Source organism: Gammaproteobacteria bacterium (assembly GCA_029881255.1).
GTDB lineage: Bacteria > Pseudomonadota > Gammaproteobacteria > S012-40 > S012-40 > JAOUMY01.
This window is the reverse complement of the sequence record JAOUMY010000009.1, coordinates 165,623-192,111: the sequence shown is the minus strand read 5'-3', so window position 1 is coordinate 192,111 and position 26,489 is coordinate 165,623. Positions and strand designations below refer to the sequence as shown.

The 26,489-nt window shown below is 48.0% G+C and carries 21 protein-coding genes; 17 read left to right on the top strand and 4 right to left on the bottom strand.

Annotated features, from left to right (window positions below; translation table 11 throughout):
• Positions 1-75: 75 nt before the first annotated feature.
• Positions 76-1,161: a hypothetical protein gene (locus OEZ43_16255; protein ID MDH5547141.1), complete on the bottom strand. Its 1,086-nt coding sequence runs from the start codon at positions 1,159-1,161 to the stop codon at positions 76-78.
• A 323-nt stretch (positions 1,162-1,484) separates the two neighbouring features.
• Here OEZ43_16255 and OEZ43_16250 point away from each other — a divergent pair, with 323 nt between their 5' ends.
• From OEZ43_16250 to OEZ43_16220, 7 genes are all read left to right on the top strand, one after another.
• Entirely contained in the window at positions 1,485-2,948 is a 1,464-nt protein-coding gene (locus tag OEZ43_16250; GenBank protein ID MDH5547140.1) for a type I restriction-modification system subunit M, read from the top strand.
• A complete protein-coding gene (locus OEZ43_16245; GenBank protein ID MDH5547139.1) occupies positions 2,945-4,144 on the top strand; it encodes a restriction endonuclease subunit S in 1,200 nt (399 codons plus the stop codon). Before OEZ43_16250 ends, OEZ43_16245 begins: the two co-directional genes overlap by 4 nt.
• 104 nt (positions 4,145-4,248) lie before the next feature.
• Complete coding sequence (locus OEZ43_16240; GenBank protein ID MDH5547138.1) at positions 4,249-4,443, top strand: hypothetical protein; 195 nt, start codon at positions 4,249-4,251, stop codon at positions 4,441-4,443.
• A 149-nt stretch (positions 4,444-4,592) separates the two neighbouring features.
• Positions 4,593-5,744 (top strand): Fic family protein, encoded by a 1,152-nt coding sequence (locus tag OEZ43_16235; GenBank protein ID MDH5547137.1) that lies wholly within the window; start codon positions 4,593-4,595, stop codon positions 5,742-5,744.
• A 40-nt stretch (positions 5,745-5,784) separates the two neighbouring features.
• Positions 5,785-9,216, top strand: a complete 3,432-nt coding sequence (locus OEZ43_16230; GenBank protein ID MDH5547136.1) for a DEAD/DEAH box helicase family protein — start codon at positions 5,785-5,787, stop codon at positions 9,214-9,216.
• A gap of 994 nt (positions 9,217-10,210) precedes the next feature.
• Positions 10,211-12,520: a hypothetical protein gene (locus tag OEZ43_16225; protein MDH5547135.1), complete on the top strand. Its 2,310-nt coding sequence runs from the start codon at positions 10,211-10,213 to the stop codon at positions 12,518-12,520.
• A gap of 164 nt (positions 12,521-12,684) precedes the next feature.
• Positions 12,685-13,353, top strand: a complete 669-nt coding sequence (locus OEZ43_16220) for a hypothetical protein (GenBank protein ID MDH5547134.1) — start codon at positions 12,685-12,687, stop codon at positions 13,351-13,353.
• Positions 13,354-13,653: 300 nt separating this feature from the next.
• Here OEZ43_16220 and OEZ43_16215 read toward each other — a convergent pair whose 3' ends face one another.
• Positions 13,654-14,886: a tyrosine-type recombinase/integrase gene (locus tag OEZ43_16215; GenBank protein ID MDH5547133.1), complete on the bottom strand. Its 1,233-nt coding sequence runs from the start codon at positions 14,884-14,886 to the stop codon at positions 13,654-13,656.
• A gap of 435 nt (positions 14,887-15,321) precedes the next feature.
• Positions 15,322-15,654: a PilZ domain-containing protein gene (locus tag OEZ43_16210; protein ID MDH5547132.1), complete on the bottom strand. Its 333-nt coding sequence runs from the start codon at positions 15,652-15,654 to the stop codon at positions 15,322-15,324.
• Positions 15,655-15,803: 149 nt separating this feature from the next.
• Here OEZ43_16210 and OEZ43_16205 point away from each other — a divergent pair, with 149 nt between their 5' ends.
• Positions 15,804-16,241: an MbcA/ParS/Xre antitoxin family protein gene (locus tag OEZ43_16205; GenBank protein MDH5547131.1), complete on the top strand. Its 438-nt coding sequence runs from the start codon at positions 15,804-15,806 to the stop codon at positions 16,239-16,241.
• 15 nt (positions 16,242-16,256) lie between these two features.
• Here the strand turns inward: OEZ43_16205 and OEZ43_16200 are convergent, their stop codons facing one another.
• Positions 16,257-16,451, bottom strand: a complete 195-nt coding sequence (locus tag OEZ43_16200; GenBank protein ID MDH5547130.1) for a hypothetical protein — start codon at positions 16,449-16,451, stop codon at positions 16,257-16,259.
• Positions 16,452-16,560: 109 nt separating this feature from the next.
• On the opposite strand from OEZ43_16200, the gene miaA reads away from it, so the two are divergent.
• The 9 genes from miaA to OEZ43_16155 all read left to right on the top strand — a co-directional run bounded on the left by miaA (position 16,561) and on the right by OEZ43_16155 (position 26,417).
• Positions 16,561-17,490, top strand: coding sequence for a tRNA (adenosine(37)-N6)-dimethylallyltransferase MiaA (miaA, locus tag OEZ43_16195; protein MDH5547129.1), 930 nt, complete (start codon positions 16,561-16,563; stop codon positions 17,488-17,490).
• A 217-nt stretch (positions 17,491-17,707) separates the two neighbouring features.
• Positions 17,708-17,956, top strand: a complete 249-nt coding sequence (gene hfq / locus OEZ43_16190; GenBank protein ID MDH5547128.1) for an RNA chaperone Hfq — start codon at positions 17,708-17,710, stop codon at positions 17,954-17,956.
• 52 nt (positions 17,957-18,008) lie between these two features.
• Positions 18,009-19,328 (top strand): GTPase HflX, encoded by a 1,320-nt coding sequence (gene hflX, locus OEZ43_16185; protein MDH5547127.1) that lies wholly within the window; start codon positions 18,009-18,011, stop codon positions 19,326-19,328.
• A 53-nt stretch (positions 19,329-19,381) separates the two neighbouring features.
• The gene (gene hflK / locus OEZ43_16180; GenBank protein MDH5547126.1) at positions 19,382-20,584 is read left to right on the top strand and encodes an FtsH protease activity modulator HflK; all 1,203 of its coding nucleotides are present in this window, start codon (positions 19,382-19,384) and stop codon (positions 20,582-20,584) included.
• Positions 20,585-20,586: 2 nt separating this feature from the next.
• Positions 20,587-21,450: a protease modulator HflC gene (gene hflC / locus OEZ43_16175; GenBank protein ID MDH5547125.1), complete on the top strand. Its 864-nt coding sequence runs from the start codon at positions 20,587-20,589 to the stop codon at positions 21,448-21,450.
• An 88-nt stretch (positions 21,451-21,538) separates the two neighbouring features.
• On the top strand, positions 21,539-22,720 hold the full coding sequence (locus tag OEZ43_16170; GenBank protein MDH5547124.1) for an ATP phosphoribosyltransferase regulatory subunit: 1,182 nt from the start codon (positions 21,539-21,541) through the stop codon (positions 22,718-22,720).
• 2 nt (positions 22,721-22,722) lie between these two features.
• Positions 22,723-24,018, top strand: a complete 1,296-nt coding sequence (locus OEZ43_16165; protein ID MDH5547123.1) for an adenylosuccinate synthase — start codon at positions 22,723-22,725, stop codon at positions 24,016-24,018.
• 154 nt (positions 24,019-24,172) lie between these two features.
• Complete coding sequence (locus OEZ43_16160) at positions 24,173-25,738, top strand: PAS domain S-box protein (GenBank protein ID MDH5547122.1); 1,566 nt, start codon at positions 24,173-24,175, stop codon at positions 25,736-25,738.
• Positions 25,713-26,417 (top strand): response regulator, encoded by a 705-nt coding sequence (locus tag OEZ43_16155; protein MDH5547121.1) that lies wholly within the window; start codon positions 25,713-25,715, stop codon positions 26,415-26,417. Before OEZ43_16160 ends, OEZ43_16155 begins: the two co-directional genes overlap by 26 nt.
• Positions 26,418-26,489 lie beyond the last annotated feature (72 nt).

Here is a 26,489-nt window from a genome sequence, read left to right as displayed (position 1 = left end):
ACTTCCAAGCAAACTCCTGAGTCTGGAAAATTGTTCGCGGCCCAGGGGGGGAGGGGGGGTACTGGACACAGAAAACTACCCGGGGGGGTGGAAGGGTCCATATGGGTAGTTATAGCGGCGACCGAAGTTATCTTCCTCTTTTACGTTTTCTTCGCGAAAGGCAAGCGACTCAGGCTGGTTCATCGGATTGAGTTCATCGGCGTACTTCAGCGCCCATTCTGCCCACTCGGCTACCTCCCTATTGCCCGGATGCCGTTGCATCATCTCGTGAACATAGGCCTCAATGCGTCTTGACTCCGACCAGTCCAGCGCGTCTTGCTTTATCTTCTCGCGACGTTTCTCTTCCAGAAAGGCTTTCCGCCTTTGCTCAGCCTGAATTCGTTCTCGCGCTCTCTGCTCCTCGCGCCACTTTTCCCGCTCAATACGTCTGGCTTTCTCTGACGCAGCGTGGGCTCTCAGGCGGTCAATAAACTTTACGATGCTGGTCTCCAGTCGTTGGACCTTTCCGTCGTTCACCGAGAGGCTGTACCCATAACCTGTGGGTACGCATAGGGACAGCAGGCCGGTGGGTTCATAGCGGTACCAGCCATACTTCTCATAGTCGCTATCCTTTTCCCTGGAGAAATCATTCCGGTGCTGCCTTATTTTTTCGATTAAGCGTAGGGGTATCTTTTCCCCATCAACGCTCGCAAAAGTGCCGCCTTCCTTTTCTTTGGATAGTGCCAGTCCATACCCCGCGTTTCTCAGCGTCTTGATCAAGGTGTCGAATATAAGTACAGCACGTTCGCTACTGCTTGGGCTAACGCGTATATCGAGGCACTTGGTGAGAGGGAGGTCTATATACCCCCTGGTGAATTGCGAGGCCTTTTCTAACCGCTCAGCGGTTATGGCAACAAGCGGATCGGGCTCTATCAGTTCTTTGGGCACCACGGGGGAGGCGATTGGTGGGCGTTCATCCGGTGTCGCCTTGGCAGGCCGGTGACTGAAGGATATCCGGTCTGGGCCGTCCTTCGGCGGTTTGGGAAGTTTTGGACGAGGCGGTACTCGGCCTGCGCTGACCTTCGCCCAATGCCCTCTGCCAGGTATCGGTATCTTGAATTTCTTGCAGGTCTTGGCGAGTCCCACGTCAGACAGACCAAATTCTCCGGCCAGTCGAGACATAGGCTTCTGCCAGACGAGCTCGAATAGTTGCTCCCTTGTCAAAATGCGCTTGTGGCTTTCCACTCCTGTTCCTCCCGTCTTCCTCTCACTCCATTGAGTCTAACCGGGTCCTGTATCTCGTAAAACGGGGTAAACAGCCCGCTAAGGTCGGGTTTCGCCCAAAATCTTGTCGTAAGCGCCTAATTCCTTGGAATATCAGGGATATTAAAGAACAGTTTGACGGCTGAGTTGGAATTACGATATGACCACAAGAATCGACGTAGCGGTCAGGTAGGACGTGCTACCATGGCTGCCTTTTTGGATTGAGGAAAGCAGTACAAAAAATGATCACCGGCGAAATCAAAAACAAAGTCGACCAAATCTGGAACACCTTCTGGTCGGGCGGGGTCTCCAACCCCCTCTCCGTTATCGAGCAAATCACCTATCTATTATTCGCCAAGCGGCTGGACGACCTCCACACCGCCAGAGAGGCCCAGGCCAATCTGCTGGGGGAGAAGATCGAAAACCCCATCTTCATGAAAAAGCAGGATCACCTGCGCTGGTCCCGTTTCAAGGACTTCGAGCCCCAGCGCAAGTTCGAGGTTTTCCGCGACGAGGTCTTCCCCTTTATCAAGGAACTCAACGGCAAGGCGGGCAGCTCCTACACCAAGTTCATGAAAGACGCGGTGTTCATCGTCCCCAACCCCGCGCTGCTGGACAAGGTCGTCAACATGATCGACGCCATCCCCATGGAAGACCGCGACACCAAGGGCGACCTGTACGAATACATGCTCTCCAAGATCGCCACCGCCGGGCAGAACGGCCAGTTCCGCACCCCGCGCCACATCATCAAAATGATGGTCGAGCTGGTGGCCCCCACACCCAAAGACATCATATGCGACCCGGCCTGCGGCACCTGCGGCTACCTGGTGGCCGCGGCGGAATACCTGGAGCACAACCACAAGGACATCCTGCGCGACAAAAAGCTCAAGGCCCACTTCCACAACGACATGTTCCACGGCTCTGATTTCGACTCATCCATGTTAAGAATCGGCGCCATGAACATGACCCTGCACGGCATCGACAACCCGCTCATCGAATACCGCGACAGCCTGAGTGAAGACCACGCCGATAAGCGCAATGCCTACACCCTGATCCTCGCCAACCCGCCGTTCAAGGGCTCGCTGGACTACGACGGCACCGCCAAAGACCTGTTGCAGGTCACCAAAACCAAAAAGACCGAGCTGCTCTTCATCAGCCTGTTCCTCAAACAACTCAAACCCGGCGGCCGCTGCGCCTGCATCGTGCCCGATGGCGTATTGTTCGGCTCCAGCAACGCCCACCAGGAACTGCGCAGGGAACTGGTCGAGTCACAAAAGCTCGACGCCGTCATCTCCATGCCCTCCGGTGTGTTCAAACCCTATGCCGGTGTCTCCACCGCCATCCTCGTTTTCACCCGCACTGACTCCGGCGGTACCGACAAGGTCTTCTTCTACGACATGCAGGCCGATGGCCTCAGTCTCGACGACAAGCGGGAACCGATTAAAGACAACGACATCCCTGACATTATTGAGCAGTACAAAAAGTGGCAGGAGACAGGGAAGGGCTTTAAAGACAAAAAGGCCAAGGCCTTTGTGGTGGATAAGGCCGACATCGCTGCTAATAAATACGATCTCTCCATCAATCGTTACAAAGAAACTGCCTACGAAGAAGTAGCGTATGAGTCGCCCGTAAAGATTCTGGACCAGCTTGAAGCGTTGGAGGCAGATATTCAGAAGGATCTGAAAGAGTTGAGGGCGATGCTGTGAGCATACCAATAGTTGAATTAGGCCAAATATGTACGACGACTCAAGGTGTCCAGATACCTAAGTCAGAAACATCTAACCGAGCATATGACGGTGGCTATCGATATTTATACATTGCAGATTTTATTAGCGACAAAAAGTTAAGTTTTGTTAATGATGATTATGACAATAAAAAGGTGACTGAAGGCGACTTGGTTATGGCGAATACAGGTAGCCCTGGTCGAGTATTTAAAGGAAAAGACGGCATATTGAGTAACAATTTATTCAAAATTTCTTTTGATTCTGAAGTTGTTGATCGTGATTATCTTTATTTGATTTTATCTTCGTCCATTTTTCAGGACGTTTTGCAACAACAAATGAAGGGTGGAATACAAAAGCACCTAGGTCATCAGACTATTTCGAGGCAGAGTATTCCACTCCCACCCCTGGAAGAACAAAAACGCATCGCCGAGATACTGGATAAGGCCGATGCCATACGCCGAAAACGCCAGCAAGCCATCGATTTCACCGACCAACTCCTCCGCTCCGTCTTTCTGGATATGTTTGGTGATCCGGTAACGAATCCGAAGGGCTTTGATACCAAAACAATCGAAGAATTTGTTTCAAAGGATAAATACTCCATAAAACGTGGACCATTCGGTGGGGCATTAAAGAAAGAAATCTTTGTTGAATCTGGGTACTTGGTTTACGAACAGTATCATGCCTTGAATAATGATTTTTCTTATCAGAGATACTTTATAGACGAGAATAAATTTAATGAATTGAAAGCATTCGAAGTAAAAGCAGGGGATATTATTATTAGTTGTTCTGGAGTCAATCTCGGTAGATTAGCAATAGTACCAGATGGCTCATTGCAAGGAATTATAAACCAAGCGCTGTTGAAGCTGACATTAAATACAGAAGTGATGTTAAACGAAATGTTCGTAAGTATATTCACACATCCAAATTTTAAGGCAGAGTTTTTTGGGTATCAAAGAGGGAGTGGTGTGCCGAATTTTCCTCCTATGAGTACCTTTAAGGAGTTTGCTTTTATTGTCCCTCCCATAGAGTTGCAAAAAGAATATTTGAGGCGTGTCGCATCAGTTAATTCCAGTAGGAAAAAAATTAGATCGATGGCGGGCAAATCTGAAGAATTATTTTCGTCATTAGTACAGCAAGCGTTTCGCGGCGAACTGAGTAAATCAACCAAGGCGGCTTAGGAGGATGGTTACAAGGATGTGGCTTCGATCAACAAATAAGGGAATGGTGAGAGGCCGATTTTTGCTCCTGCAAAATCGGCATTTCCGCCATCCATGGCGGTCAGATGGCGGATAACAATAACAGCAATTTTTCATTCTTGTCCGAACACTGGGCCTTCCTGCTGGACGATGCCCGGCAGGTGGAAAGCTATGCCCTGCGTGATCCCCGTGCAGCCGCCATCTTCGCCCGCCGTACCCTGGAGCGTTCCCTCAAGTGGCTGTTCGACAAGAGCCCATTCAAAAGGCTTTTTCATACATAGGGTTATGTCGGGTGGGTGTCAGGGGTTTTTGACATAAGAATTCTCTTATGTCAAAAAGTGGCTAAGAATTTGACATAACACTTATTTGTCGTCTACATTTCGAACTATCGGTTTAGTTATATCGAAAAGTAGTGGAGAATTCGACATAAATGGATATTAAGGCATACAAAGCGGGTGGCTATAAGCAGCAATATGAATACAAAAGCTTCTCGCCCGAGCCAATCAATCACCCCTGGGAGATCGCCGACGGGGAGGTCGCCCAGTTATTGAGCGATGCCGACAGGGTATTGGGCGAGCTAAATGCCTTTTCTCAATTGGTGCCCGATGTCGATTTTTTCATTCGCATGCACATCACCAAGGAAGCCACCCAGTCCAGTCGCATCGAAGGTACGCGCACCAATATGGAGGAGGCGCTACTAGACGAACAGGATGTCGAGCCGGAAAAGCGGGATGACTGGCAAGAAGTGCAGAACTACATTCAGGCGATCAATGCGGCCATCGATCAGCTCAGGACCTTGCCCCTATCAAACAGGCTGTTGAAGGATACGCATCGGGTTTTGATGCAAGGTGTGCGCGGGGAGCACAAACTGCCGGGTGAGTTTCGAAACAGTCAGAACTGGATCGGGGTTAGCCTGAAAAACGCGGTTTTTATACCGCCACATCAGGATGAAGTTACAGACTTGATGAGCGACCTAGAAAAGTTTCTACACAATGACGAGCTACACGTACCACATCTCATCAAGATCGCCGTTGCGCACTATCAGTTCGAGACGATACACCCTTTTTTAGACGGTAATGGTCGTTTAGGACGCCTTATGATAGCTCTTTATATGGCTAGCTTTGGGTTGTTGCATAAACCTGCTCTGTATTTGTCGGATTATTTCGAGCGTAATAAGACAGAGTATGTTGATCGCCTCATGGCCGTTCGCGAGGCCAACAAGATGAAAGAGTGGCTGGTGTTTTTTCTGTATGGTGTGCGTGAAACGGCGGCAAACTCGATCCAGGTATTCAAAGATATACTTGCCTTGAAGGAGCGACTGGAGCGGGAGGTATTGCCACGTTTTTCCACGCGCCGCCAGGAGAATGCACAGACCTTGATGCAATACCTTTATCAGGCACCCGTGGTTAATATAAAGATTGTGTCCGGTATGCTCGGGGTCAACGTTAATACCGCATCTGCGTTGGTCAACGATTTCGTTAAACATGGCATTTTGGCGGAGTTATCAGAGAAACGGCGTAACCGTACATTTTGGTTTGTTGACTATATCGTCATATTTAGAAATCAAGGTACGAATGGGTAATCGGCTTATTCGTTAAAAGAGCAACGCAAAGGATTATTGCTTGGAAGAAAAAGAAAAAAGCAATTTTGGTTTTCTGGCCGAACACTGGGCCTTCCTGCTGGATGATGCGGGGCAGGTGGAAGCGTATGCCCTGCGTGATCCCCGCGCCGCCGCGATTTTTGCGCGACGCACGCTTGAGCGCTCCCTCAAATGGCTTTTCGCCAATGATACTGCCTTAAAAGCCCCGTACGAAAAAAGCCTGGCGGCTATGATTCATGAGCCGACCTTTGCAACCAATATCCGCAAAGGTCTTTTCCACGATATCAAGTTTATCCACCGCCTTGGGAATGTGGCGGTACACGGTGATCAGAAGATCTCTACGGAGGAAAGTCTCAAGGCGGCTACTTCCTTACACAGTTTCCTCGGATGGCTTGCTCGAGTCTATACGCGTGGTGGAGCGGCACCTGATACGTTCAAGGTCGAATGGTTGCCAAAGTCCGAACCGGACGTGCCTCAGCTCAACAAGCAACAGTTGGAAAGACTTCAGCAGGACCTGGACGCGAAAGACCGGGCCCACGATCTAGCACAGAAAAAGCTTAAACAGTCAGAGGCCAAGCTCAAAGAACTGCAAGAACAACTAGCCTTGTTACAGCAGGTTAAGGAAGAAAACGAAAAAACAATCGGCAGTGACGAATACACCGAGGCCCAGACCCGTGAGCTGATTATCGATGTGATGCTGCGTGAAGCTGGCTGGGACCCAAAGGCGGATGATACCGAGGAGTTCGAAGTTACCAATTGCATGCCTGACGCAAAGGGTACCTTTACCGGTACCGGGTATGTCGACTACGTGCTTTGGGGGCAGGATGGTAAGCCTTTGGGCTTGGTAGAAGCAAAACGTACCCGAGTAAGCGAAAAAGAGGGCAAACGGCAGGCTGAACTTTATGCGGACTGTTTAGAAAAGCATTTCGGTCAACGCCCAATCATTTACTATACGAACGGCTACAAGACTCAATTGTGGGACGATTCCTTTTATCCGCCAAGAGAGGTACATGGCTTTGCTACTCGTGACGAACTCCAGTGGCGTATAAATCAACGCGAGAGTAGGCAAGACCTGACTTTGATAAAACCCAAGACAGAGATCACTGGGCGGCATTACCAGATTGAGGCCGCTGCGCGAGTGATGGAAGAGTTCGGTGCCAAACGTAAGAGGAAAAGTCTTATCGTCATGGCCACCGGTACCGGTAAAACCCGTCTCGCCATCTCGCTAGTTGACATGCTATTACGGGCAGGTTGGGCGAGAAGAGTACTGTTCCTGGCTGACCGCACAGCGCTAGTACGACAGGCGAAAAAGGCCTTCGGAAAATTCGCAGCGCATTCTACTACTGTTAGTCTCATCGAGAAGTCCACAAAGGAGGAGCGCGAGGCGGCGCGTATTGTCTTCTCCACCTACCCGTCGATGTTGAATCTGATCGACGGGACTAAGAAGGATTTAAAAGAAACCTATTCGGTTGCACATTTTGATCTAGTCATCATCGACGAAGCGCATCGGTCCGTTTACCAAAAATTTGGAGCCATTTTCGACTATTTCGATTCGTTGTTACTGGGTCTGACAGCTACGCCTCGAGGGGAAGTGGACCGCAATACTTACCGTCTGTTTGAGTTGGACGATCATCAACCAACGTTTGCCTATGAGCTGGATCAAGCGGTGAAGGATGGCTTTCTGGTTCCTCCAAGGGCGATATCGGTTCCGCTAAAGTTTCAACGCGAAGGTATCAAATACAATGAGCTTAGCCCAGAAGAGCAGGAAGAGTACGAATTGCAGGAGCAGTTCTACGACGAGAATACCGGGCAGCTAAAACAAGCTATCGAACCAGCCGCGCTCAACAAGTGGCTCTTTAATATCGATACGGTGAACAAGGTTCTGGAACACTTGATGGCGAAGGGTAGAAAGGTTGAAGGGGGAGACAAACTAGGCAAGACCATTATTTTTGCCAAGAACAGTAAACACGCCGATTTTATCGTCGAGCAGTTCGACAAGAATTACCCCCATTACGCTGGCAAGTTTTGTCAGAAAATAGATTTCTCGGTCAAGTATGTCCAGAGCCTGATCGATCAGTTCAGCATCAAGGACAAGATGCCTCAGATCGCTGTATCGGTTGATATGCTGGACACCGGCATCGATGTGCCGGAGGTCGTGAATCTGGTGTTCTTCAAACTGGTGCGTTCCAAGACAAAGTTCTGGCAGATGATCGGCAGGGGGACGCGCCTTTGCCCGGAACTGTTTGGGCCGGGGCTTGATAAGAAAGAGTTCGTTATATTCGACTACTGCCAGAACCTGAATTTCTTCGATGCTAATCCCGATGGCTACGACTCGCCCGTACAGGAGTCGATTAAACAGCAGGTCTTCAAACGACGATTGGAGCTGGCTGTGTCTCTTGAGCACGGTAAACCTGATGACGAAGGCTTGAAGGGGCTCATTGATCAGCTAAAGGATGATTTGCACACGGTCGTCGATTCGATGAATCTGGATAATTTCATCGTTCGCAAGCAAAGACGCGAGGTAGAGAAATATTCTAAGCGGGATAGTTGGCAAACTTTGAGTGATGACGATATCGCAGCCCTAAGCAACGATATCAGCGGTCTACCGTCACAAGATGATGATGACGAGTTTCGGCGTCGATTTGATTTGCTCGTGTTAAACCTTCAACTCGCGATATTGAGAAATGCCAGTGCCCAGGTTAAATATCAAAAGATGATCAGGGAGATTGCTAGCGATCTCGAAGAGAAATCAAGTATTCCGAGTGTCGCGAAGCAGATGGAGTTGATTCTAGACTTGCAGACCGATGACTGGTGGATGAACGTCACTCTGCCTATGTTGGAGAATGTCAGGACCCGCTTGCGTGATCTAATCCGGTTCGTCGATACCCAGAAGGGCAAAGAGGATGTGTATACCAATTTTGAGGATGAGATTGGGGAAGAAGGAGAAGAATTCGATATCGTCAGGCCCGATACTAACCTCGTGGACTATCGCTCTCGGGTACAGCGTTATATTCGAGAGCACCAGGATCACATCACGATTCGGCGCTTGAAAAATAACCAGCCAGTCACGCAGACCGACATCAAAGCGCTCGAAGACATCTTGTTCTCCGAACTTGGACCAATTCCCAGAGAAGAGTACGAAAAAATATACGAAGGGAAAACTTTGGGTGTTCTCGTTCGCTCTGTTGTGGGCCTCGACCGCAATGCCGCTAAGGAGGCGTTTGCAGACTTCCTAGCCGATGCAACGCTACAACCTGATCAAATATCCTTTCTCAACGAAGTTGTCGAATACCTCGTCCAGAACGGCGTGATGGAGCCTAAGGCGATGTTTGATACCCCATTCACCAATATCAACGATAAGGGTGTTGTTGGGGTGTTTGGGCCGGATATGAGTAAGAAGGTAGTGGAGTTGGTTAGGCATATAAATGAAAATGCGGTGAGTCATTCGGGGTAGGATATTCGGATAAGACGTACCTCCCGTTTTTAACAACTACGCTTATAGAGTTCTCTTTCGTTTCAACCAAAGTAAGGAAGCATTGATGTGGTGGAAAAGGGGCTGGCTGCTCAATTCACTAAATTATCAGATCGAAAAAAATCTACGGGAAACGGTATTTAAGAACAAAGTCTATAGGGAAAAAAAGTGGGGGCTGTTTGAAAGACAAGTATTAAGATGGTCGACCCACCCGGTTCGATACACACTTTTGTTATCGATAGCCTACGTACTAAATTGCGTCGCTTTAGACTTTTGGCTACCAGAATTAAAACAAGTATTTCCGTCGTGGACGCGGCCGTGGGGTGATATAGCGGTTTGGCAGAGCAATATATTTGCTGGGCAGCTCACGGTTATAGGTTTGATTTTTCCATTGGTCGTTGGGTTTGTGGGTTTGTTGTTACAAAACCGAACGTCAAATAGAGCTTTGTGGGGAATCTTTCGACGATATTCAGGCTTTATGTTTGTTGGTTATAGTGGGCTCGCACTAGCCGGGGTGATAATTCTAGTGCAGTTTTTGCATCCGTGGTTACCGGTGCGCTTCGATAACATCATTTCCTTCGGTCTCGCAGTATGGTTTTTGTTTAACCTCGTTCTCGTGGGTTGGTTCTTATTTGCTACGTTTCGATTTATATCTATCGATAGCAAGAATAATCTGGTTCAAAGGTTTTGCATTAATGAGCTTCTCATTTCTGAAATACGGTCCAGTTCATCTTTGACTCTTTCGATGAATCTACAGGAATCTGGGCTTGTGCCGAGGTATGGTTTAGAAGATGGCGGCGCTAAATCGATAATGCATTATTGCTATCGTAAAAAATTTGCAGATTCATTCACTCGGAAATTTCGAAGGAAGAAATTTCTCAACAATATATATGGTCGGGTTCTTTCTGCCATGATATGTGGCTGGTTTATGAATGCAAGGAATGAAAAAGGTTGTTTGGAGCTTCCGGCAGTTGGAATGGCTAGGCCGAGCGATCAATGGGTCGTTGCGCAGTCGACGACCCGGATGAAAAAGTCATGGAAAATATTACTTTGGTTAGCATATTCTTTTAGGACTAAACCGGTATTCCCAATAGAAAACATAAAGCCCGTCTTGAATGCCATTGTAAGTGAAGTTTTTGATGCGATAAAGGCGGACAATCACAAGAATTTTGAGGATGCCGTTGGTGAGTTAGAGGAATGGGCCAGCGATATTATATGCACTACAGCATATACCCGGCCAAATGGTGAAAAGAGCAGTTGGCTTCTATTGGGTAGAGACGCTTTTGGGGGAGTTAGTCTGCTAAGACAGTTGTCGATCGAATATTACGAAATGTCGAAAGCAATTCGTGTAAACACGCGTGACTATAGCAAATATTTACGCACTCTTAGTTATTTTCACTTGAACATATTTGGTTCGCTCTGGGAGCATATGGCGCCTGTTCTCATTACCGAAAAGATAAACGATCACTACAGAATGTGGAGTACAGTAGTAGACCCTATAGGATTCAAAGGGCGAGACCGTCTTTCGCGTGAAATAATAGAGTCCCATGAACGTAGTCTTTCCGTTTTTGTAGGCGCTTGGGAGCATTGGGGGCGTTTGCTGCCAAAGCAACCAAAAGCTTGGGAAGATTGTAAGAAAATATCCGAGCCATTTATGACCCATTTGAGGGATACGGCGTTCATGATTGTTGATTCGTTGCGAGTGGGTGACAAGATGGCGTCAAATTGGGCTGCGGACATGCTTGTGTATTGGTACGAATCTGCATTTATTGGGCGTGAAGCTAATACCTTTATGTATAGCGGAGCCTTTATTTCGTATACGATCTTAGGAATCGATCAGGGAAACAGAACCAGGGAATTTGGACAGCACGATGGAGAGCTAGCAGCAGACGTCGCTATGAATCTTGCGATTCGAAACGCTTGGTTCGATGTTCGCTTGATTGTCGCAACCTATGTACTAAAGAGAGCACGTGATAACGGCGAAGATGTCGTGGATCTCATAAAAGCTCTAGTGGAGAATAATCGGCTGTTGCCCTCTGGCGCGTTCGGTCGACATCAAAACGGTGTGGCAAGTGGAAAGAGCATAGTAGAGGCCTACATACATCAACGTTGGACAGGGAGAGGAGACGGCACGAGGTACACCAATTGGCTGGATGGATTTGTCGAGCGGCTAGGTGAAATTGAAGAGACACCTAGAGTGATAGGGCGTGTGTATAGTAGCCGGGGCGCAGATAGTATATGGTCTCTACGAGAAATGTATAGGGTGCTTGCCGTCTACTATTCTGGTCTGGAGTGGCGATTGTCAAGTTCGATGAGAGCATATCTTTTGTCGGACCTATTTGGATTCGAAAAACGTCGTGACTTGCTGGTTGAATTGGATTGGTTGATGAGTATCGAGGCCCAAGAGTTGGCTCATTACGATTACTTGATCGAAAATAATGATTCCCTAAAATTACGTTTGCAGAACTATAAAACGTCAATTGATAAGTTGAGCGCAGAAATACGAAATACCAATGAGCAAGAGCTGGCTACGGGAGAATATGACAATAATCGTCTAATTACTTTCGGTAAGCTTGCATCATCGGGTGTGTTTTCACGCGATTCTGGGCCGGTACCCTTGACGCTATTTAGGGAAATCAGATTTGTGCAGTCGCTTGATGAAAGTTTTCGTCGGAAGTGCTCGATTGCGAATTATCCTAAAAGTGACCTAGTAACAAATATTACAGTCACGCGGGCTGTGAACGATGAGGACTGGGTTAGGGACTTTTTTCGAGGCGTGCTTGAAGAAATGTTGTATCGAGCGATGTTGGGCGGAATCAATTTCGAGGAAGTAGCGGAAGAATCGATCCATGGAATAGTAAAAAGCTTGGTCCAGCGCTCACGGGACATATCGAATCAAGGCGATACTCCGGTATTGTTTGTTGGTCATCGGGATTTGGATAATATGCTGGATCGTGCTTTGTTTGGTTCTGAAAGTGAACTTGACGCCTCTCTCGTAGTGCGCAAGAACGACGGGTACCCATCGCGATACATCTGCCATCTAGACAGCATAGAGATTTATCGGATGCCTCCAGGTGGTGTTGAGCACTCGCTACTTTTGCCGAAATCTTCATTCAAAACGCTTGATGTCCAGGAGTTTGATCAGAACCGTTATGTCGATGTCCAGCCTCAGCCAGTGGTTAGCGACGCGAACGAGGTGACCTTGGAATTCGTTTTTTTTATGAAACCAGAATTCTTGCAAGGCGATTCATACCGATTTGTTATGAATAACTCGAATTCGTCCTAGGTCTTGAGCAATATCAATTTGCTGTGAATATGGTAAGACATTACAAATCTTATTTAAAACAATAGCATAAAAAGCTTCCATTAATCTTTAAAGAAAAATCTTTAAACTGGATTCTGCTGCGGCTATTCTGTTTGTGTACCGCCACCTTTGACAGGATATTCGCAATGGAACAGACAAAAGTCACATTGAAAATCTACCAACCTTTGCTAAAGGCAGTGAACAACCAATTTAGAGCGCTTTTTGTGAAGCGTGATGCCTTCCTAAACTCCGTACTGCGCATGGAGTCAAGCTGCTTGGAAGCGGAACTGGAGGGTCGTAGGCTATCAAGCAAAGCTCGGAAACACATATCGGACAGTATAAAACGATTAGATACAACGACGATAAATGTGCTGGTCGATAAGGAGGTCGCCTCAAGGCTCAACAAAGTAGTAAAGCAGGGTAACCTCGTTCGGGATGCATTCGCGAATAGAGTCTTCTTGTTTCTTCTTTCGCCGCGTCAACTGTTGAAATGGCTTGACCTTCCGGAATACAGCAGTAGTTTCGAATTTGATAACTACGAGGATGTGCCAACGAGCCCCTTGATGGCTGCCCAACATATATTTTCTGATCCACTTTGGTATCTAAGGGTTGCAATGGCGGAGCGGAATGAAACGGGACTCTATTTAGCATTACTTCCGGGTAAATTTAGTGCGTTTTCGTGTTATCTGGACGATGCGCAAATACCGGGCAGCCCCGAGAATTTGTCGTTATCTTTGGATTTGGAGAAATTGCAGGCGGAGCTGAACTTCGCGTTTGATGTGACATCAGCCGAGGGAGCGGAAGAGAATGTATAGTAAGCATTGTATAGCCCGAAATCAGCAGCGAGCCATTCCGCCAATAGTACACATTTGGCTTTCAGATTATGGTGAAGAGATTCACGATGGTCGGGGAGCGGTAAAAGTAACGTTTACTAAAAATAGTATCCGGCGTATGGAGAACGACTTTGGGCGTCACTTCGTACGGGAAAATAAAAAGTATCTGGACGTCTATAGGGTGGAAAGTCTAACAAATGGTTGCGTTATCACAGTTGGACGATTGAAAAAGCGAATAAAGAAGTAGGTGATTCCAGCCAGCATCTCGCTTCTCAATCGAGTCTAGCCAGATTTTTCTGAATAGAAAGGGATAACTGTGGGGTGCCGCTTTTTACTGGTAAGGAAGGTCGTCCAATCTTCCATTAGTCGTATTCTCTTTGCGAACAAGTCGCCTCGCCGATAGGCAGCCTCAACTTTGTTCTTGATTGTATGCGCCAGTGCCATCTCAACGACGTCGCTTGGGTGGTTTGTAGTTTCCCCCGCCCAATCACGAAAACTGGAACGAAAGCCATGGGGTACGTAGTTACCGTGTGTATTCGCCGTACCGTAGCCCATATCGCGCATGAGTTTGAGTAGCGCCATATTCGACATAGGCTTCCCTTTCTTGAGCCCTGGAAAAATGTACGGCGTGTCAGCGAATCGATGCAGAGAGTTGAGAATTTGTATTACCCGGCCCGTCAAAGGAACTTTGTGCTCTCGTTTCGCTTTCATGCGCTCAGCCGGGATAGTCCAAACAGCGTTCTCTATATCGATTTCGTCCCAAGTGGCACCTAACACTTCTCCTGTCCGCGTGGCCGTTAGAATAAGAAAGGCTAGCGCTTTTGCAGAGATCGATTTGCTCTCGGCGAGCTTGGTCAGAAAGTCAGGAACTTCGGCAAAGGGCATCGCTGGATGGTGTACAACCTTCTTGACCCTTGACGGTTTAGGTAACATTTTGTCGAGATGACCTTTCCAACGGGCCGGGTTAAATGCGTCTTTCCGTCCATGTGCAATGGCGAAGTCAAAGACGTTTTCAAGTCGGCCCTGTACTCTGCTCGCGGTTTCGGTCTTTGTGGTCCAGATGGGCTGAAGTATTTTTAGAATATCCTCGGTTGATATTTGGTCAACGAGCATTTCGCCAATAATAGGTCTCGCGTAGGTCTTCAATGTTCTTACCCACTGCCGTTGGTGCTTAGGATTAGCCCATGCTCGACGGTGAGCTCGGATATATCTAGCCGCGCAGGTTGTGAAGGTTGGCGTTTCGGTAGGTTGAAGTTTTCTCGCTGTAATAGGGTTAATTCCTTGTCTGGCTAGCTCTCGCGCAGCGGCAGCGTTGATACGAGCCCTAGCCAAGCTTACCGTCGGATATCCACCCAGCCCCATCTCCTTGCGACCTTTCTGGCCTTTGACTGTTATCCTGAGAACCCATTTCTTCGCTCCGGTCTTGGAAACCACCAAGCGTAGCCCTCCACCATCCTCGTAGGTACCCGGTCCCACATTTTTGACCTTGGCAGGATTTAGCTTGTGTATTGCCATCTCGAATTCTCTCTTTCGAACGTTACCGGTACCACATTTGGTCCCCCAAATAATTTGGAAGCTACTATACTTTGTCGGACGTCATCGGTCTATAAGTCATTGTAAATATGTATAAAAAAGACGTTGCTGGACGTTATCGGAAGCTAGAAATAATCCCTACCTCTCCGCCATATAAAAAAAGAGGGCTACCCGGTGGGTAGCCCTCTTTTTTTATATGGCGGAGAGGTAGGTCATGATGAGAACCCTTCGGTTCGAGAAGCGAGCGCAGCGAGCGGAGACGTCGGCGATAGCCGGCGCCCCGTAGGGGTGAGCGACGCAGGAGCGAATCAATCCCTCTGCCCAACACCCTAATCTCCAAAAGGCTACCGGGTAGCCCTCTTTTTTTATATGGCGGAGAGGTAGGTCATGATGAGAACCCTTCGGTTCGAGTTCATCCTATAACCGATGTTTTCCCAGAATATACTGTTTGATCCGGGCACGTTCATGATCTTTTAGTCCAACAAAATGCACACCGATATAGTAAACATCTTGTTGTAAACGATAATGCACGGCACGCACCTTGATAAGGCATTCATACGTGCCCTTGCCAGCCGGCAGATTGATTAATAAGAGGAATTCGGTGCCCTCCGCTATCTGTTTAGGCAACAGAATCCCCGCTCCAATCTCGGAGATGGTTAGTAGTTTGGCCTTTAACTTGGTTTTTTTGTCAAAGATAGCAATCGCATTTCGATGAACCTGGGCCGATAGTTGTGCTTTGTGTTCACTCATCGTTTTATTCAAAGCCGGTAACATGTCTCTATATCGGCCAAAATAGTGAGTTATTTCACACTTTTTCACATAATTAGCATTGATATTAAAGACTGACTCGAAGGTATGAACTTGTTAGTATAGGTTTACTATTTCACTCGGAAAATTTAATGGATCAATTGACGGATGAAGAAAAGATCGAGCTGGCCAGATTTATCATGCGCTTGCTCGGCAGCTGGGAAATACCGCCTGAAGGTCAGATTCGCTTGTTAGGCTTGCCCGAGAAGACTCGCACCCGGCATCTCAGCCAGTATCGCAAAGAGACGCCGTTTCCGGAAGAAAAGCATATATATGAAAGAGTTATGCACTTCATGGGTATAGCTGATGCGCTCCGGACTTCTTACCCACACAATGCTAGTATGGGGCCGATTTGGATGAATCAGGTCCATCGCCGGTTTAACGGCCGCACCCCGGTGCAAGCCATGCTTGAAGACGATCTGCACGGCATAATCGCGGTACGCTCACACCTGGATTGCGCATTTGATTGGGAAACCGATGAAAAGCGGGCAAAGGTAGTATTGTCATCGATGGTATCCAAAAAATCGTGAACAATAATTCGACGACTAGAGACGAATCTGCCAGCCAAAGTCCTCGTCTTTGGTGCACTGACAGTCTTCTATCCGCCCCCAAGCGATGTCGATGAGATCGATTTCGTCTTCATCGCGGACACCAGCATTTTCTGCTAGTGCCTTGAGTTCGCCCCAGGTAATCTTCTCCCCTTTGACAGGCTCTTGGTTTAGCTTGTTTAGACTAGCCATATCTGAGTATTTTCGAAGGTTTTGTATTGATTTTACAAGGTTTTTATCATATACCCGTATAATGTATATGGCAACTGTAGCGTTAGCAGGAAAGCAATAATCTAGAGACATGCTTGAAGCTATTTTCATCATGGGGCCGACGGCGGCCGGAAAGACTGCGCTGGCGCTCGCATTGGCCGAACGTATGGCGTGTGAAATTATCAGTGTTGATTCCGCCCTGGTATATCGCGGCATGGACATCGGCACTTCCAAACCCTCTGCGGACGAACTAAGCACCGTTCCCCATCATCTCATCGATATCCTGAACCCGGCCGAGGCCTATTCTGCTGCCGAATTTCGAGCCGACGCGCAGCGTTTGATCGAAGAAATACGAGGGCGGGGCAAGATGCCCTTGTTAGTTGGCGGCACCATGTTGTATTTCCGCGCACTTGAACAGGGGCTGTCGGCTTTGCCATCGGCCAACGAAGAAATTCGCTCTGAATTGGAAAAAGAACTTTCTGCTATAGGTGTGGTCAGTCTACATCGACAATTGTCTGAGGTAGATCCTGTCTCTGCCCAACGCATAGATGCAAATGATCCACAACGCATTATGCGTGCGCTGGAAATTTTTCGCCTGACGGGGCGGCCCATGAGCGAGCTTTGGGCAGAGCAAACCAAGAATGGATTTCCCTATCAGTTTGTCAAAATCGGAATTGCACCAACTGAGCGTGCGATTTTACACCAACGTATCGAAACACGATTTGATCAAATGCTCGATAACGGTTTCGTCGAGGAAGTGCGTGCACTCAAATCGCGCACAGACCTGCATCTCGGTCTCCCTTCCATGCGTTGTGTAGGGTATAGACAGGTGTGGCAATACCTCGAAGGTGAATATGACTATGACACAATGCGACAAAAAGGAGTCGTTGCGACACGACAGCTCGCCAAGAGACAACTCACATGGATGCGCAGTGAAGACAATTTAGTTTGGTTCGATACGGAACAAACATTGCTAACCGATAAAATTTGGCAAAGCATAAAAAAAGTGGCTGAAATTTAAAAAATCACTTTATTTTCGGACAAATGTATATAATATTAACCGGCGCTTATGAAATTTCAGTAGTTTCGATTTTATGTTGTGTGTATGATTTCGTGCGTTTGGTGCTTTTTGGGGATTTTCCTGAAAAATTAGAGGTTACGTTTTATACCTCGGAAAACATTCAACCCGAACTGATGTTTGGGAAGATTTAAAAAAGAAACTCGTAAGGAGAAGCGACATGTCAAAAGGGCAAAGCCTACAAGACCCTTTTTTAAATACTCTGCGTAAAGAAAAAGTCCCGGTTTCAATATACCTGGTGAATGGTATAAAGCTGCAGGGCCAAATCGATTCCTTTGATCAATTTGTGGTGCTGCTAAAGAATAGCGTGAATCAGATGGTTTACAAGCACGCCATTTCCACTGTTGTGCCTGCGCGCAACATCAGGTTGGCCACTTCAGAGGAAGGCGGATCTGATTCCGGCAACTAGCCAATTCGTTTTTTTTCCAATCGTCAAGATTCATTCACCTTGGGGGTGAGCGTTGTTTGAGCGTCCCCAGGGTGGTGAGCGTGCCGTTCTGGTTCATATCAGTATTCAGGGATTTGAGAGCGGTGACGAGGATGAATTTCGCGAGCTTGCAAGTTCTGCGGGCGCCGAAGTTATTGACTTGATCACCGGTAACCGGCCTCGTCCCGATCCCAAGTATTTTGTCGGTTCGGGCAAGGCGGAAGAGATACATCAGCGTGTGTTGCAATGTGATGCTGAATTGGTGATCTTCGATCACGAACTATCACCTGCCCAGGAAAGAAATCTCGAACACCTGTTTCAATGCCGAGTTCTGGATAGAACCGGTTTGATACTGGATATTTTTGCCCAACGCGCACGATCGTTCGAGGGGAAGCTGCAAGTCGAACTCGCGCAGCTCAAACACTTGTCGACACGACTGGTCAGAGGCTGGACCCACCTGGAGCGCCAAAAAGGTGGTATTGGATTGCGAGGTCCAGGTGAGACGCAGTTGGAAACCGACCGCCGTCTACTCGGTAATCGCATCAAACAAATCAACAAGCGCCTGGATAAGGTGCTTAAGCAGCGCGAGCAAGGACGACGTTCCCGTGCCCGCGCCGCCATACCGACCGTTTCCTTAGTCGGATATACCAATGCAGGCAAGTCAACGCTGTTTAACTATCTGACGGAATCTGAGGTGTATGCAGCAGATCAGTTGTTCGCTACGCTGGACCCAACCATACGTCGTGTGGATATTGCTGACGCCGGTCCAGTTGTGCTCGCGGATACTGTTGGATTCGTAAGAAACTTGCCCCATGATCTGGTGGCGGCGTTTCGTTCAACGCTTGAAGAAACGCGTCAGGCGCACCTGTTGTTACATATTATTGATGCGGCAGATCCTGATCGCGACCAGCGAATCGAGCAGGTCAACGAGGTATTGAAGGAAGTGGGGGCCGAAAACGTGCCGCAGATCGAGGTTTTCAACAAGATTGATTTGATTGAAGACAAGGCGCCCGCAACCGAATCAGATGAGTCCGGAGTACCACGTCGAATCTGGCTCTCCGCTGTAAATGGTTCCGGCGTTGAACTCTTGATTGATGCGTTGAAACGTTATTTTGGCAAAGAGTTTATCCACTGTTGGATTAAGCTCGCGCCGCAAGATGCTCGCGCAAGAGCGGAATTCTTTGAATTAGGTGTGGTTGTCAATGAAAAAGACCCGCAGGATGGTGGGTTTTTGTTGGAGGTTAGCATACAGCGCAGCACGCTCGAAGGGCTGGAAAAGCGATTTGGCCATCAATTTGAAAAAATTTTGCCAAAAAACGGGCAATTACTTGCGGGCGTGGACCAAGCCCCCTAAAATTCGTGGGCTAACGTTTTTATTGAATTCATAGCAAAAAAGGTAAGACTCTTATGGCCTGGAACGAACCTGGCGGTTCCGGTAATAAAGACCCTTGGGGTAATTCGGGTGGTGGCAAGAACCAAGGCCCTCCCGACCTCGATGAGGTTTTGAAGAAATTTCAAAACAAGCTTGGCGGTATCTTTGGCGGCAAGAGCACTGGTGGTGGTGACAGCGGGAGCGGCGCTCCTGGGTCTGGGGCTATCGGACTTATTCTCGTCGTCGTTGTCATCGTCTGGGGGCTATCAGGTATATACATTGTTGAACCGGCGGAGCGCGGCGTAGTGACCCGATTCGGTCAGTATGTGGATACCTCACAACCCGGACCACACTGGCATATCCCTTATCCTGTCGAGTCCGTTGAAATCGTGGATGTTGATCAGAACCGGAATGTCGAAGTTGGTTACCGCCAATCTTCAGCGCGCGAAGCCGCAAGCGTTCCTCAGGAAGCCTTGATGCTGACCCAGGATGAAAATATCGTTGATATCAAGTTCGCGGTGCAGTATCGGGTGAAGGATGCCAAGGACTATCTGTTCATGGTACGTGATCCGGATGCGACCTTGCGTCAGGCGACCGAGAGTGCCATCCGTGAAGCGGTGGGTAAGAGCAAGATGGACTTCGTTCTCACCGAAGGACAGAGTGACATCGCTGATCGTACCGAACAATTAATCCAGGAACAGCTGGATCGCTATGGTACTGGTCTTGAAGTCATCGGTGTAAATCTCCAGAGCGCGCAACCACCGCAAGAGGTGAGAGGCGCGTTCGAGGACGCTATCAAGGCGCGCGAGGATCAACAACGATTGATCAACGAAGCAGAAGCCTATTCTAATGACACTATTCCCCGTGCACGTGGTAAGGCTGCCCGTGAACTGGAGCAGGCCAGCGGTTATAAGGCACGAATCGTGGCGCAGGCCGAAGGTGAATCTCAGCGCTTCGAACAAATGCTGACAGAATACAAAAAGGCGCCAAAGGTAACACGCCAACGTCTCTATCTTGAGACCATGGAGTCGGTGCTGAGCAGCACAACCAAAGTGATGATAGACGTCAAAGGTGGTAATAATCTGATGTATCTGCCACTGGATCGTTTGATGCCGCAAGGCGCGTCGTCTCCGACAGCTGTTCCTATGAATCTCCCCGAAATCACCGAAGAGGGGATTAGACGGGTATTGCCCGAGAGTCGCAATCGCGATAACTCACGCGGTAGAGGAGGACGATAGTTATGAGTGGTGTTAAGTCCTTAGGTGTTGTTTTGGCGATTGTTGTGCTGGTGGCTTCATTTTCGGTATTCATCGTAAACGAAAAGGAAAAGGCGATCATGTTTCGCCTGGGTGAAATCGTTGATGATCAGTTTGCGCCAGGCATACATTTCAAGATTCCGATTGTGAATAACGTTCGTAAATTCGACTCGCGTGTACTGACAGTAGATGCTCGTCCAGAAGAGTATCTCACCAGTGAAAAGAAAAACGTCACTGTAGACTCGTTTATCAAATGGCGTGTCAACGACGTCGCGCAATATTATAAATCCATGGGTGGTGATGAGCGCAGAGCATCGAATCGAATTTCGCAAATTATCAAAGACGGTCTGCGTAACGAGTTCGGTAAGCGAACTATCCAGGAAGCGGTGTCCGGTGAGCGTTCACAGATTATGAACAGCATATTGGTAAATGCCGCCAAGCAGGCAAGTGAATTCGGTATCGAAATCGTCGATGTGCGTATCAAGCGTATTGACCTTCCTCGAGACGTCAGTAGTTCCGTCTATCAACGTATGGAAGCCGAACGCGCGCGTGTTGCCAAAGATTTCCGCTCACGAGGTGCGGAGGAAGCAGAACGTATACGTGCGGATGCAGACCGACAGAGTGAAATCTTGCTGGCAGAGGCCTATCGTGATGCAGAACAGATTCGTGGTCAGGGTGATGCAAGCGCGGCCAAGATTTACGCAGATGCATACAACAAAGACAGTGAATTCTACGCTTTGTATCGCAGTTTGAGCGCCTATCGTTCGACGTTCAAAGACAAACAGGATTTCGTCGTGATACAGCCCGACGCAGAATTCTTTAAATATTTTAATAACGCAGGTAAGTAATCGTAGCGTTTAGAGTGAAAAAGCAATGACTACAGGCGGTGCGCAAACGCACCGCCTTTTTGCGTTTGAAATAAGAGTGAATTGAGTTATGAATGTGGACAAACCCTGGTTGCTGCCTGATGGCATAGATGAATTTTTACCGCCACAGGCCATAAGGCTTGAGCACATGCGCCGTCATCTACTCAAACTGTTCCACTCCTGGGGATACGAACTGGTTATCCCACCGATGGTTGAGTTTCTTGATTCTCTCGTAGTGGGCAAGGCAGGTGACCTTGAATCCAATACCTTTAAATTGACCGACTCGGCCAGTGGCAAATTGATCGGCGTACGCGCCGACATCACGCCTCAAGTATCACGTATTGATGCCCACCGTCTAAAATCCGAGGGTACATCACGTTTGTGTTACTTTGGCCATGTATTGCTGACGAGGCCGCGCGAACTCGGCGGTTCACGTAACCCGGTACAATGTGGCGCTGAGCTATATGGCTATGAAGGTATAGCGGCCGATCTGGAAATCATCAATATGATGATGGAGGCATTGCGCGCGGCAAAACGTGATAACTGCTATATTGATCTTGGTCATGTCGGAATATTTCGTAGTCTGACTCGTCAGGCGGATTTATCGGCGGTGACAGAAGCGCATTTATTCGATGCCTTGCAGCGTAAGGCGCAGCCGGAGATTGATGAAATACTCAAGTCTGTTGCAAATCAAAGCGCGACCAAAATGCTCGCAAGTTTGACGCGTCTCAACGGTGGTGTTGAGGTGTTAGACGAAGCGGCCGATGTGCTGTCCCATGCCGACGAAGCGGTTAAAAAGGCATTGGGTGATTTACAAGAGATAGCGCAAGGTTTTAAAAAACGTTGGCCTGACAAGTACCTGAATATCGATCTTGCCGAGCTACGCGGATACGCCTACCACACGGGAATTGTGTTCGGCGCCTACGCACCGGGTTATGGGCAGGCCATTGCAGTTGGCGGGCGATATGACGGAATTGGTGAAGTCTTTGGACGCCATCGACCCGCTACCGGTTTTAGTCTGGATCTGACCGCGATTATGGGATTGGATGAAAATATTGCAGACAAGCGCAGTGGTGTATTTGCGCCGTCGTCGGACGACGCGCGACTAGCGAAAAAAGTTGCAGAATTACGTGCGCAGGGTGAACGGGTGATACAAGCCTTGCCAGGTGAAGAAGATGCCAGTGTGGTGTATTGTGACCGCGTGCTGGTGAATGAAGACAATAACTGGATGATCAAAAACCTGAGAAAGTAGCGATGAGCAAGAATATTGTAGTAATCGGAAGTCAATGGGGTGACGAAGGCAAAGGCAAGATTGTTGATTTGCTGACAGACAGAGTAGGGGCAGTAGCGCGTTTCCAGGGCGGACACAATGCTGGCCATACACTCGTCGTAGGGAATAAAAAAACCGTTTTGCATTTGATTCCATCGGGCATTTTGCGTGATAACGTACAGTGTTTGATCGGCAATGGCGTGGTGTTAGCCCCCGATGCCTTGATGAAAGAAATCGAAATGCTTGAGAGTAACGGCGTTCCGGCGCGTGAAAGACTGCGTGTAAGTGCGGCCTGTCCTCTGATACTCCCGTACCATATCAGACTCGACCAGGCGCGTGAAAAGGCGCGTGGAAAAGCGGCGATTGGCACTACCGGCCGTGGCATCGGGCCGGCCTACGAAGACAAAGTCGCGCGACGTGCATTGCGACTAGCGGATCTATTTCATCGCGAGCGTTTCTCGGCCAAACTCGGTGAAGTTCTCGATTATCACAATTTTGTTCTACAACATTATTTCAAAGAAGAGCCCGTCGATTTTCAGCAAACACTGGAACATGCACTGAGTTTTCAGGAAACTATCGCGCCGATGGTCGCAGATATTCCAGAGCTGCTTGATGACTATCGTAAGCGTAATATTTCAGTATTGTTCGAGGGTGCACAGGGTGCTTTACTAGATATCGATCACGGCACCTATCCGTATGTAACATCGTCGAACACTACTGCCGGTGGCGCATCAGCAGGTACTGGTGTGGGACCACTCTATTTTGATTACGTACTTGGTATCACCAAGGCCTATACCACACGCGTGGGCGCCGGTCCTTTTCCGACGGAATTGGAAGATGCAGTAGGTCAACATCTGGCGAAGAAAGGGCACGAATTCGGATCAACCACGGGTCGTGCGCGACGTTGTGGCTGGTTTGATGCGGTTGCCTTGCGTCGTTCGATACAGATTAATAGCGTAAGCGGGTTGTGCATTACCAAGCTCGATGTGTTGGATGGACTGGATAGCATAAACATTGGAGTTGGATATAAGGTGGATGGCGTTGATCAAATCGCGCCACCTATTGGTGCTGAAGCCTATACTCAGTGCGAACCGGTTTACGAAACGATGCCAGGCTGGTCTGAGTCAACTGTCGGTGTAAAGTCTTTCGATAACTTACCGGTTAACGCACAAAATTACCTCAGACGTATTGCTGAAATTTGCGAGGCGCCAATTGCCATGGTTTCCACTGGACCAGAGCGTACGGAAACTATCATTCTTGAAGATCTTTACCAGTCTTGATATCGGATGGCGGCGCTGCGCCGCCATTTCGTTTCTAATTTCAATTGTTCAAACGTAAATAAATGTAATATTCCCCCTGTGTGGGGATGTTTGTGTATACAGTATCGCCTATTTTTTGCGCTATAGGTTAGACCAGCGCTATAGGAAAGATATCGTGGGCAGACATTTGAACGACACCGGTCTCAGAAGTCGCGCAATCGAGGCTTCAGTAAATGCCATAGCTTTTACCACCTTGGAAGGAAAGATTGGATATGTCAATCGCGCCTTTCTCAAGTTGTGGGGACTTAATGATTGCAAGGACATCATTGAAAAAAACATTGAAATCTTTCTTTCTCAAAAAGACGATCTAAAAGCCATCTTGGAAGCGGTTCCTGGCGAAGGACACTGGATAGGCGAGGTTGGTGGTATACGCCATGACGAAAGTCGGTTTTGTGCTCAATTAGCGGCGAGCCTACTATTCGATCACGAACAAAATCCGATGTGTATCATGATGTCGTTCATGGATATTTCTGAAACGAAAAAGATCCAGGCAGCTTTAGCCAGAAGCGAGGAAACCTATGCCAAGGCGGAAGCAATCGCCCATATTGGTAGCTGGGACTGGGACATCATCAATGGAGGTCTCAGTTGGACAGATGAGATCTATCGTATCTTCGGTCAAGCGCCAAAAAGCTTTGGCGCCACCTATGAAGCCTTTCTCGAAACTATACATGAAGATGATAGACAGAAAGTTGTTGACGCAGTAAATGCAGCCGTCGCAGATAAGAATGTCGAATATCATATTGAGCATCGCATAGTTCGAATTCGAACCGGTGAAGAACGAGTCGTTCAAGAGCGCGGAAAGGTTTATCGCAACGAAGCCGGTGACCCGATTCGTATGATTGGAACGGTTTACGACATAACAGAACAAAAACGCAAAGATGAAGAACTTCGACTATACCGTGAGCGCTTGGAAGAATTGGTCGAGGAAAGAACATTAGAATTACACAAGGCCCAGGCCGAACTCGTCAGAAGTGAAAGACTCGCAACACTAGGGCAATTAACCGCGACGGTCAGTCATGAACTGCGTAACCCCTTGGGAGCTATCCGTCCATCGCTTTACTATATTCGTAAGAAATTGTCCGATGATCAGCAATTGGTTCAGGCCTACCAGCGCATAGAGCGCAATATTGCCCGTTGCGATCATATAATAGATGAACTGCTCGACTTTACACGTATTACAACCTTGGAGCGCGAAGAAACTTTATTTAAACCTTGGCTCGAGAATTTGATTGGTGAAATATTGTTTCCAGATGGTATCAAGGCAAAACTAACGTTTTCCGGACCAGAATCCATTGTTGTCGATACCGGTCGGTTGCGAAGAGCCATTGTCAATATACTGGAAAACGCCTGGCAAGCGATTGCTGAAAACAAAAACAGTAATGAAAAACTGATTTCAATACAGACCAAGATGGAAGCTGAACGCGTTGCGATTGAAATAAAAGACAGCGGCGTGGGTATGACTGATGAGGTTCTCGAACGGATTTTCGAGCCGCTATATAGTACCAAAGGTTTTGGCGTAGGCCTGGGTATGCCAACGGTTAAGCAGATTATGGAGCAACATAGCGGCGGTATAGAAATTGAGTCTATTGCAGGTAGCGGGACAACAGTAAAGCTTTGGCTACCTATAACATGTGTTAGCACAGGAGGACTGAGCAATGAAGCGTGTGTTAGTCGTGGATGACAACGAAGACCTGGCTGATGGCTTGTCGATGATACTCGATGATGAAGGCTATGAAGTCTATGCTGCCTATGACGGGAAAATGGCATTGGAAAAGGCGCGCGAAGGATTTGATCTGGCTTTTGTTGATATCAAATTACCAGACACCAACGGGGTCACATTGTTTAGTCAATTGACCAGAACCTATCCAAAATCTAAAGTCATCCTGATGACTGGATTTCGAATTGAACAGGTGCTTGAGACAGTTTCCAATGGGAATCCCGTTGCAGTACTTCGTTCCAATAGTGAACCTGATAAAGTGGTGGAAACGGCTAAGGCAAATCGACACGGCATCGTTTTGGTTGATAATCCCTCGCTTGGTTTTGCTGAGCAATTGAAACAAGCGATTAGTGCATCAGGGGCGAAAGCGGCTATTGTTACAAATGGTGAACAGGCCTTGGATGCTCACCGTCAGTCTACAAATATTATTATTTATGAACTAGACAACACTGTTATATCCGGATTGGCTGAGTACATAAACATCCGTGATCAATTGTCAGGTACAACGGTGATTTTCCTCATAGGAGAAAAACTAAACAGTGAACAGGGTATAGACCCTCTGCGATCACTCTCAATCACTGGTTGTATTTACAAACCCTTCGACCCAGATCAGGTAATGGATATACTTCAACGGGCGGCATAACGTCGCCTCGTTTCCTCTATCTCCAAACACTTACGTAGAAAAAATACACGGGATCTGTAATAATGGCCCGCC

Bases quoted from the DNA above. Each gene is read 5' to 3' on its own strand.
- OEZ43_16255 (MDH5547141.1), bottom strand. From the start codon at position 1,161: ATGTCTCGACTGGCCGGAGAATTTGGTCTGTCTGACGTGGGACTCGCC.
- OEZ43_16250 (MDH5547140.1), top strand. From the start codon at position 1,485: ATGATCACCGGCGAAATCAAAAACAAAGTCGACCAAATCTGGAACACC.
- OEZ43_16240 (MDH5547138.1), top strand. From the start codon at position 4,249: ATGGCGGATAACAATAACAGCAATTTTTCATTCTTGTCCGAACACTGG.
- OEZ43_16235 (MDH5547137.1), top strand. From the start codon at position 4,593: ATGGATATTAAGGCATACAAAGCGGGTGGCTATAAGCAGCAATATGAA.
- OEZ43_16225 (MDH5547135.1), top strand. From the start codon at position 10,211: ATGGCTAGGCCGAGCGATCAATGGGTCGTTGCGCAGTCGACGACCCGG.
- OEZ43_16220 (MDH5547134.1), top strand. From the start codon at position 12,685: ATGGAACAGACAAAAGTCACATTGAAAATCTACCAACCTTTGCTAAAG.
- OEZ43_16215 (MDH5547133.1), bottom strand. From the start codon at position 14,886: ATGGCAATACACAAGCTAAATCCTGCCAAGGTCAAAAATGTGGGACCG.
- OEZ43_16210 (MDH5547132.1), bottom strand. From the start codon at position 15,654: ATGAGTGAACACAAAGCACAACTATCGGCCCAGGTTCATCGAAATGCG.
- OEZ43_16205 (MDH5547131.1), top strand. From the start codon at position 15,804: ATGGATCAATTGACGGATGAAGAAAAGATCGAGCTGGCCAGATTTATC.
- OEZ43_16200 (MDH5547130.1), bottom strand. From the start codon at position 16,451: ATGGCTAGTCTAAACAAGCTAAACCAAGAGCCTGTCAAAGGGGAGAAG.
- miaA (MDH5547129.1), top strand. From the start codon at position 16,561: ATGCTTGAAGCTATTTTCATCATGGGGCCGACGGCGGCCGGAAAGACT.
- hfq (MDH5547128.1), top strand. From the start codon at position 17,708: ATGTCAAAAGGGCAAAGCCTACAAGACCCTTTTTTAAATACTCTGCGT.
- hflK (MDH5547126.1), top strand. From the start codon at position 19,382: ATGGCCTGGAACGAACCTGGCGGTTCCGGTAATAAAGACCCTTGGGGT.
- hflC (MDH5547125.1), top strand. From the start codon at position 20,587: ATGAGTGGTGTTAAGTCCTTAGGTGTTGTTTTGGCGATTGTTGTGCTG.
- OEZ43_16170 (MDH5547124.1), top strand. From the start codon at position 21,539: ATGAATGTGGACAAACCCTGGTTGCTGCCTGATGGCATAGATGAATTT.
- OEZ43_16165 (MDH5547123.1), top strand. From the start codon at position 22,723: ATGAGCAAGAATATTGTAGTAATCGGAAGTCAATGGGGTGACGAAGGC.
- OEZ43_16155 (MDH5547121.1), top strand. From the start codon at position 25,713: ATGAAGCGTGTGTTAGTCGTGGATGACAACGAAGACCTGGCTGATGGC.